The sequence below is a fragment of the Bacillus sp. FSL K6-2819 genome (assembly GCF_038008305.1).
GTDB lineage: Bacteria > Bacillota > Bacilli > Bacillales > Bacillaceae > Bacillus > Bacillus amyloliquefaciens.
In genome coordinates this window covers 1,551,950-1,560,684 of record NZ_JBBOYV010000001.1, presented here as the reverse complement: position 1 = coordinate 1,560,684, position 8,735 = coordinate 1,551,950, and the positions used below count along the sequence as shown (strand labels likewise).

General features: G+C 47.2%; 8 protein-coding genes. All 8 read right to left on the bottom strand.

Going from position 1 to position 8,735, the window contains the following annotated elements; all coding sequences use genetic code 11:
* Positions 1-42 precede the first annotated feature (42 nt).
* The 8 genes from pyrP to MHH91_RS08200 all read right to left on the bottom strand — a co-directional run bounded on the left by pyrP (position 43) and on the right by MHH91_RS08200 (position 8,710).
* A complete protein-coding gene (pyrP, locus tag MHH91_RS08235; RefSeq protein WP_013352192.1) occupies positions 43-1,353 on the bottom strand; it encodes a uracil permease PyrP in 1,311 nt (436 codons plus the stop codon).
* A gap of 155 nt (positions 1,354-1,508) precedes the next feature.
* Positions 1,509-2,054: a bifunctional pyrimidine operon transcriptional regulator/uracil phosphoribosyltransferase gene (pyrR, locus tag MHH91_RS08230; RefSeq protein WP_003154392.1), complete on the bottom strand. Its 546-nt coding sequence runs from the start codon at positions 2,052-2,054 to the stop codon at positions 1,509-1,511.
* A gap of 188 nt (positions 2,055-2,242) precedes the next feature.
* Positions 2,243-3,157, bottom strand: coding sequence for an RluA family pseudouridine synthase (locus MHH91_RS08225; RefSeq protein ID WP_013352191.1), 915 nt, complete (start codon positions 3,155-3,157; stop codon positions 2,243-2,245).
* A gap of 1 nt (position 3,158) precedes the next feature.
* Positions 3,159-3,620, bottom strand: coding sequence for a signal peptidase II (lspA, locus tag MHH91_RS08220; protein ID WP_013352190.1), 462 nt, complete (start codon positions 3,618-3,620; stop codon positions 3,159-3,161).
* A 101-nt stretch (positions 3,621-3,721) separates the two neighbouring features.
* Entirely contained in the window at positions 3,722-4,093 is a 372-nt protein-coding gene (locus tag MHH91_RS08215) for a TraR/DksA family transcriptional regulator (protein ID WP_013352189.1), read from the bottom strand.
* Between the two features lie 151 nt (positions 4,094-4,244).
* The gene (ileS, locus tag MHH91_RS08210) at positions 4,245-7,010 is read right to left on the bottom strand and encodes an isoleucine--tRNA ligase (RefSeq protein WP_013352188.1); all 2,766 of its coding nucleotides are present in this window, start codon (positions 7,008-7,010) and stop codon (positions 4,245-4,247) included.
* Positions 7,011-7,350: 340 nt separating this feature from the next.
* Positions 7,351-7,845, bottom strand: a complete 495-nt coding sequence (divIVA, locus tag MHH91_RS08205) for a septum site-determining protein DivIVA (RefSeq protein ID WP_003154406.1) — start codon at positions 7,843-7,845, stop codon at positions 7,351-7,353.
* A 94-nt stretch (positions 7,846-7,939) separates the two neighbouring features.
* Positions 7,940-8,710, bottom strand: a complete 771-nt coding sequence (locus MHH91_RS08200) for a YlmH family RNA-binding protein (protein ID WP_013352187.1) — start codon at positions 8,708-8,710, stop codon at positions 7,940-7,942.
* Positions 8,711-8,735 lie beyond the last annotated feature (25 nt).

Sequence of the window (8,735 nt, the reverse complement as noted above, 5' to 3'; positions counted from 1 at the left end):
GTTATAACCCTTCCAAGCCTCTCTGGACTTTCTTTAAAAGGTTTACATATGATTTTGTTGTTCTGCTGCGTCCGCGTCTTCATCATTTGTGTGCGGCAGGATAAGGTTCAGGATGACTCCCACGATTGCCGCAAGCGCCATGCCGGATATTTGAAACCCGCCTTTTGATACTTGAATGAAAGCACCGCCGACGCCGATCACGAGGATGACGGATGTGATAATTAAATTTCTCTTGTTTTCATAATCAATGTTGTTGTCAATCAGCATTCTCAAGCCGCTGGAGGCGATGATTCCGAAGAGCAGGAAGGAAACGCCGCCCATAACTGCGGACGGAACAGAGCTGATCAGCGCTGAAACTTTGCCGATAAATCCGAAGCACAGCGCAATCACACCCGCGCCGCCGATGACAAAGACGCTGAAAACCCTTGTAATTGCCAGTACACCGATGTTTTCGCCGTACGTTGTCGTCGGCGGGCCGCCGATTAACGAAGCGATGATCGTCGCAACACTGTCCCCCATTATGGAGCGGTGCAGCCCCGGCTTTTTAATGAAATCCTGTCCGACAACTTTACTCAGCACCATTTGATGGCCGATATGCTCTGACATCGTCACGAAAGCGACCGGCACCATCGCAGCCGCAATGCCCAATGTCACTGACGGCGTATAGTCTTTGAAAGGTATGATAAATTCAGGAACGGCGAACCATTTTGCATCAATGACCGGCTGGAAATTGACGATTCCCTGTGTCAGCGCAAACAGATAGCCGCCTATAATGCCGATCAATACCGGGATCAGGCTTAAAAATCCCCGTAAAAAGATGGCGCAGATAATGGTGATTGCCAAGGTGACACCGGCTACACTGAAATGCCTCAGACTGTAGACGAGTTCTTTCGCATTCGGATCGGCATACATTGCCATATTGACGGCTGTGCTTGCCAGTCCGAGTCCGATGACGATGATGACCGGCCCTACGACCACCGGCGGCAGCAGCTTCATCAGCCACCCCGTTCCAAGCTGCCTGATAAGGAGCGCGATCAGCCCGTACACAATTCCCGCCAGGAAAGCGCCGACCATGGCAGCCCCCGGTCCCCCCGTCGCTTTCACCAAGATAATCGGTGAGATAAAAGCGAATGATGAGCCGAGATAAGCGGGAATCCGGCCTTTTGTCACCAAGAGGTAAGCGAGTGTTCCGATTCCGCTTGTGACAAGCGCGACTGCCGGGCTCATCCCGACCAGTTTCGGCACGAGAATGGTTGAGCCGAACATGGCGAATAAATGCTGCAGGCTGAATGACAGCCAAGACAATGGATTGGGGACGTCCCTGACTCCCAGGTTTACTTTTTTCTTACTCATGGCGTGTTTCCTCCCGGTTGACTTTCAAATGGTATAAAAAAACCTCTTTGCTTTTATTGCAAAGAGGCATACAAAACCCGGCCGCGTCGATCCGCCCGGCTTTGTGTTTTAAAATCCTCTTCGCAAACTCTCTGGAATGCATTTAAAAAGGGTGATTATTCATTTTCGTAAATGGCGACCATATCAGTCTGATCAACTTCGCTCAGCTGAACCATCACTTTTTCAGCTTTTGAGGTCGGAATGTTTTTCCCGATATAGTCCGCTCTGATCGGCAGCTCCCGGTGCCCTCTGTCGACAAGCACGGCAAGCTGTATCGATGACGGCCGCCCGACATCAACGAGTGCATCCATCGCCGCTCTCACCGTCCGGCCGGTATAAAGCACATCATCAACCACAATGACCTTTTGATCTGTAATATCGGCCGGAATGTCCGCACCTTTTACAAGCGGTTCTTCATTGCTCGTTTTTTTCGTCAGATCGTCACGGTAAAGGGTAATATCGATTTCTCCCACGGTGACCGGATTCCCTTCAATCTGCTCAATCCGTTCGGCCAGCCGCTTTGCTAAATAAATGCCTCTTGTTTTAATCCCTACAAGAATGCAGTCATTCATTCCTTTATTCCGTTCAATCATTTCATGGGCTATCCTTGTCAGCGCCCGTCTGATGGCCTGTTCGTCGAGAATAACAGCTTTTTGATTCACTCGTGACACCTCTCCATTCGTATATAAGAAGAAAAAACCCCTCCTGCCAGAGCATAGAGGGGTTCCTTTCCAGGACGAAGACACACACGTATCTCTTCTGTCCTATCCGTTATCCTTCTCAGCCTCTCTGGACTGTGTTAAAGAATCTATTCAGCTTGTTTTTATTATTTCAGAAAAGAAACTCGCTGTCAATGACTATTTCTCAAAAGTTCAATGAGTTTTTTCATATCTTCAGGAAGGGGCGCTTCAAACTCCATGTATTCGCCCGTCCGCGGATGATCAAAGCCTAATATTCCGGCATGCAGCGCCTGGCCGTTGAAATCAACCGTTTTTCTCGGCCCGTACTTCGGATCGCCCGCCAAAGGAAATCCGATATATTTCATATGGACGCGGATCTGATGCGTTCTCCCAGTCTCAAGACGGCACTCTACGAGCGTGAAATCTTGAAAACGCTCAAGCACGTGGAAATGCGTGACGGCGTTTTTGCTGCCTTCTCTTGTTACGGTCATGCTTTGACGGTCTTTTTTATCCCTTCCGATCGGAGCGTCAATCGTTCCGTCATCGTGTGAAATCACTCCGTGAACAACCGCTGTGTACTTTCTGGTCACGGTTTTATTGACGAGCTGGTTAACGAGTGACTCATGCGCCATATCGTTTTTGGCGACCATTAACAGGCCGGAAGTATCCTTATCAATCCGGTGGACGATTCCCGGGCGCATTACGCCGTTAATACCGGAAAGGTCATTGCAGTGAGCCATCAGCCCGTTTACAAGCGTCCCTGTCACATGGCCGGGCGCCGGGTGTACGACCATCCCCCGCGGTTTGTTCACAACCAAGACATCCTGGTCCTCATAGTAAATGTCCAAGTCCATCGGCTCTGCAAGCACGTCCAGTTCTTCCGGTTCAGGAATGGTGACGTTTACCTGATCGCCGGGCTGCATTTTATAATTGGCTTTGACGGATTTGCCGTTAACGGATACCAATCCCTCTTTTACCCATTGCTGCACTTGAGTGCGTGACCAGTTTTCTCCTGTTGAAGCCAAAAATTTATCAATCCGTTCGCTTTTTTGTTCAGGCTGAACGGTTATCTCAAATTGATTCATGTTATTGCTCCTTCTTTTTCCCGCTGTCAAACAGCATATGAATAAATAAAAGTATCACACCGACGCACAGTGATGAATCCGCGATATTAAAAATCGGATATTGATAATTCACGATGATGACATGAATAAAATCCACCACTTCCTGGCGCGCCGCCCGGTCAATAAAGTTTCCGGCCGCACCTCCCAGCATTAAGCCGAGAGAAATCCCGAGTAACATCTGCCCTTTTGCATAACGCTGTATGTAATAAACGATTCCGATAATCACGGCGATGGTAATGACGTAGAAAAACCACATTTGCCCGGCTAAAATCCCCCATGCCGCTCCCGTGTTGCGATGAGAAGTGATATAAAGCACCTGATCGATGACAGGTATGCTTTGTCCCAATTCCATATGGCTGACGACAAGCCATTTGGTCAATTGGTCGGCAATAATAATAAAAAGAGCGATAAGATAATAAAGCACACACGTTCCTCCAGTATACAGTTACTTTTATCCTTTATGAATTTTATCAGTAAAAGATGGCGGAGTAAAGGCAGATCATAAGCGCATGCAGACAGACGCTGTCACTCATACAGCGCCTGATCATATGCATAATCTCCGGGTACCCAGTATGGAAGGGTTTTCTTTTCAAATTGAGCGGGATAATAAAAATCATCAGCGGTTCTGGCCGTCGGCAAAACCGCAAGCTTGTCAATCGGAATGGGGGCGCCTGTTTTTTCACAATAACCGTACGTATTGTTTTCAAACTTAGACAGGGCAAGAAGAACGTCCTGAAGTTCTTCTTTTATATGATAGATCAGAGTTGCTTCTTGGTCGTTCATTGAAGGTTCAACAGATGCTGACATGTGAAAGCAAGAATATTCGAATAATCTTGATTGAAGTTCTTCTTTCATCATGAGAAGCTCCGTGTGGATTGCGGTCAGTTGATCATTCATTCATTCATCACAACTCCTGCTCTTGATGTTATAGCTTTATTGTTGCCCCGGCTGCGTCATTTGAAGCCCATAAGATTTTTCCTATCGTTCTAATCGATGACATTGCTGGCATGTAAAAAAGCGCCCGGCTGACCGGGCGCTTTCTCATTCATTATTTTTGATAATATTTTTCAACGATTTCCGCATTTCGCAGTGATAATGTCGGATACTTCGGATTGGCTCCGACATCTTTAGAAATCACGCGGGACCGCTCACACATCTGGCCTTCCGCTTTTTCTACGGTCATTTTTCCTGTCGTGAAGCTTTGCGCTGTTTCCGGCGCTTCACTTTCGTCTTTTACTGTCAGTTCTGAGACGATAAACAGCTGCGCGATATTTTCTTTAATGGATGACAAAAGGTCGCGGTTTTCTTTGTTCGGATACAAAGTCAGGCTCGCTTCCAATGATCTTCCGATAATTTTCTCGTTACGGGCTGTTTCCAAAGCCTTCAGCACGTCGTTGCGAAGCTCCATGAAGCGGTCGAATTTTTCTTCTGTCGCTTGACTGTCCGGAACAGAGATGGTTTCCGGCATATCTGTCAGCTGTACGCTCGCTTCTTCAACAAATGATAAGTGAGACCACATTTCATCCGCTGTATGCGGGAGAATCGGCGCCGTCAGCTTCACTAACGCCAGCAGCGTTTCATAAAAGACGGTCTGCATGCTGCGGCGGTCCGGATGATCCGCATGCTCGATGTACACAACATCTTTTGCGAAATCAAGATAGAAAGAGCTGAGCTCGATCGTGCAGAAATTGTGAATGCTGTGATAAACAACCGCAAATTCGTATTCATCGTACGCTTTTTTCACCTTATCGATCAGCTTATTGAGCTTGATCAGCATATATTGATCCACTTCGCGAAGATCTTTAACAGCAACGGCATTGACACTTGGATCGAAGTCAAACAGGTTGCCGTGAAGGAAGCGGAACGTGTTGCGGACTTTCCGGTATACTTCAGCGACCTGCTTCAGAATGTCTTCAGAAACCGGGTGGTCGGCCTGATAGTTTACGGAAGATACCCATAAACGCAGAATTTCTGCTCCAAGCTGTTTTGCGATTTTTGTCGGGTCAATCGTATTGCCGAGTGATTTACTCATTTTACGGCCGTTTGCATCAAGTGTAAATCCGTGGCTTAATACGCCTTTATACGGTGCTTGGCCAGTGACTGCAACAGCGGTTGAAAGAGATGAGTTAAACCAGCCGCGGTATTGGTCAGAGCCTTCAAGGTATAAATCAGCCGGGCGGACGAGATCATCACGTTCTTCAAGAACGGCCTGATGAGAAGATCCTGAATCAAACCATACATCCATAATGTCTTGTTCTTTCGTGAAAATACCGTTCGGGCTTCCCGGATGTGTAAACCCTTCCGGCAGGAGGTCTTTTGCCTCTCTTTCAAACCAGACGTTTGAGCCGTGTTTTTTGAACAGCTCAGAAACGTGTTCAATCGTTTCGTCAGTGATGACCGGCTCACCGTTTTCAGCATAAAATACCGGGATCGGAACGCCCCAGACGCGCTGTCTTGAAATACACCAGTCACCGCGGTCGCGCACCATGTTGTAAAGGCGCTGTTCGCCCCACTCCGGCACCCACTTCGTTTGTTGGATGGCATCAAGCAGATCGGATCTGAAATCTTTAATTGATGCAAACCATTGCGCTGTCGCTCTGAAGATGGTCGGTTTTTTTGTTCTCCAGTCATGCGGATAGGAGTGTGTAATAAACTCGAGCTTCAAGAGCGCGCCGTTTTCTTCAAGCTTCTCCGTGATCGGTTTATTGGCTTTATCGTAAAACATTCCTTCAAAGCCCGGCGCTTCGTCAGTCATGTTACCTTTTTCATCAACAGGGCACAGTACTTCTAAGCCGTACTTTTGGCCGACGATAAAGTCATCTTCCCCGTGGCCCGGAGCAGTATGAACACAGCCTGTTCCGGCATCGGTTGTGACGTGGTCACCAAGCATGACGAGTGAATCTCTGCCGTACAGTGGATGTTCTGCAGTGATGTATTCTAATTCTCTGCCTTTATATGATGCGACAACTTCCGGATTTTCAAATCCGCATGCCTGCGCGACGCTTTCGATTAATTCAGCCGCCACTACGTAACGCTTGTCTCCAACCTTGATGACATTGTATTCAAGGTCAGGATGAACGGAAATTCCGAGGTTGGCAGGGATCGTCCACGGCGTCGTCGTCCAGATAATAAAGCTTTCACCGTTTTCCAGAACACCTTTGCCGTCTTTCACCTTAAATGCAACATAAATAGACGCGGAACGTTTGTCCTGATATTCAATTTCCGCTTCTGCTAAGGCAGATTCACTGGAAGGCGACCAGTTGACAGGCTTCAGGCCTTTATAAATATAGCCTCTTTTCGCCATTTCGCCGAAAACGCGGATCTGCTGCGCTTCAAATTCAGGCTGAAGGGTCACATATGGGTTTTCCCAATCGCCTCTGACGCCGAGACGCTTAAATTGTTCGCGCTGTCTTTCGATCTGCTGCCATGCATATTCTTCGCAAAGCTTGCGGAAATCGGCTACGGACATTTCTTTCCGGTTTACTTTTTTGTTTTTCGTCAGCGCCGTTTCAATCGGCAGGCCGTGTGTATCCCAGCCAGGCACATACGGTGCGTTATAGCCGCTCATTGATTTATAGCGGACGATAAAATCTTTCAGGATTTTGTTCAGGGCATGGCCCATGTGGATGTCTCCGTTTGCATAAGGAGGTCCGTCATGCAGTACGAATTTCGGGCGGTCTTTCGTCCGTTCTTGAACAAGACGGTAAATGTCCTGCTCCTCCCAATCTTTTTGCATGTCCGGCTCACGGTTCGGAAGATTTCCGCGCATCGGAAAATCTGTTTTCGGCATTAACAGCGTATCTTTGTAATCCATTTTCATTCCTCCACAACATTTTTCAGAAAATAAAAAAAGCCCTCTCATCCCATAAGGGACGAGAAAGCTTATCTCGCGGTACCACCCTTTTAGAAAAAACGGTCAGCCGTCCTTTCCTCTCGAACATCGTAACGTGATGGAACGTCCTTTCCTACTGGCGGTTCAGAAAGGAAACTAAAGGGCTGATCTGCATGCTTCCGGCCATCCCGGGCTTTCACCTTCCCCGGTTCGCTTTATAGCCTGTTTTGAGTCATGCCGGTCCCTTTCAATCGTCTTTTCATCTGAATTTATGAACGTATTATATTCGAACGGGCCGGAGAATGTCAAGAAAATCAGAAAATTATTCTTTTTCCTCAAATACCGCGTCGACTTCGTATTCTAACAGATGATCCCAATCATCGTTTTTCAGCAGGTCGAGCTGCGCTTCAATCAGCATTTGGAAACGCGTTCTGAACACTTTAGACTGTTTCTTCAGCTCTTCAATTTCCATTGCGATTTTTCTTGATTTGGAAAGCGACTCATTGATAATGCGGTCGGCATTTTTTTCAGCTTCACGGACGATCAGCTTCGCTTCTTTCTGCGAGTTGCGCTTTACGTCTTCTGCCGCTTCCTGGGCTACGAGAATTGATTTATTCAGCGTTTCTTCAATATTGGCAAAGTGGCCGATTTTTTCGTCCAGCTCGTTCACTTTCGCCTCAAGCTCCGTTTTTTTACGGAGTGCAATTTCGTAATCTTTTCTGACCTGCATTAAAAATTCATTTACTTCATCTTCATCATATCCGCGAAAACCTTTTGTAAACGTTTTGTTATGGATATCATTCGGCGTTAATGGCATATTGCCACCTCCATTTTTACATTTCAGTACGGTTATCTAGTTCACATTATAAAACAAATACGGCACAGATGGAGAAAAAAACTGAAAAAACGACTTATTTTTGCCGTTCAAACGTAACTTTCCATTTGTCTTTTTTCGTTTTTCCGTCAACTTTTGTCAAACTGCATCGTCCGAAGCCCCGAATCGAAAGCATGTCCCCTTCAGCAACCTGATAGGAAGGATCCTCAACGGCTTTCCAATTCACCTTAACGAGCCCGTTTTTCACAAGCGCCTGCGCTTTCTGCCGGGATTGCCTGCTCATTAAAGCGCAGACGGCGTCAAGGCGTAATGAAGAAACCGTGTCTTCCCTTATTTCGACATCTGAAGCGGGAATGTGAAGTGCGGAAAGCTCGATTTTCTCAAGCTTTACCGGCGCTTTGCCCGCTTTGGTCAGCTGGGTGCCGACAAAATCGGCGATTTCACCTGAGACGATAAGCTGCACGGCTTCCTCTGAGAAAATCAGATCACCGTATTTCTGCCGCTTTAAGCCGATTCCCATTAATGACCCGAGAAGAGAGCGGTGGTCGATGCTGACGAATTTTTCAGCGTATTGAACTTCAAAAGCCCGGAGCTCAAAATCATCCTGTTCAGGTTCCATATATTCGGGGTATAAAATCGCGCGTTTGCGTTCAGCCCTGTCATAGCCTCCGAAAAACGCAAGGCCGCAGGCATCACCGATAACGGCTTTTACAATCACCTGTTCCCGGGGATCTAAGAAATCAGTCAGCTTCATCCGGTACTGGTCCTGGACAATCTGTTTCCATTCAAGCACCTGATCAATAAAAGGCCGCTCGTCTTGTCTGAAGTGCTGGTAAATATCGCTCATGTTCTTTCCTTTCTATGTAAAGAGG

Excerpts from the sequence above, each read along its gene's own strand:
- divIVA (WP_003154406.1), bottom strand. The coding sequence starts at position 7,845 with ATGCCATTAACGCCGAATGATATCCATAACAAAACGTTTACAAAAGGT.
- ileS (WP_013352188.1), bottom strand. The coding sequence starts at position 7,010 with ATGGATTACAAAGATACGCTGTTAATGCCGAAAACAGATTTTCCGATG.
- MHH91_RS08225 (WP_013352191.1), bottom strand. The coding sequence starts at position 3,157 with ATGAATCAATTTGAGATAACCGTTCAGCCTGAACAAAAAAGCGAACGG.
- MHH91_RS08200 (WP_013352187.1), bottom strand. The coding sequence starts at position 8,710 with ATGAGCGATATTTACCAGCACTTCAGACAAGACGAGCGGCCTTTTATT.
- pyrP (WP_013352192.1), bottom strand. The coding sequence starts at position 1,353 with ATGAGTAAGAAAAAAGTAAACCTGGGAGTCAGGGACGTCCCCAATCCA.
- MHH91_RS08215 (WP_013352189.1), bottom strand. The coding sequence starts at position 4,093 with ATGAATGATCAACTGACCGCAATCCACACGGAGCTTCTCATGATGAAA.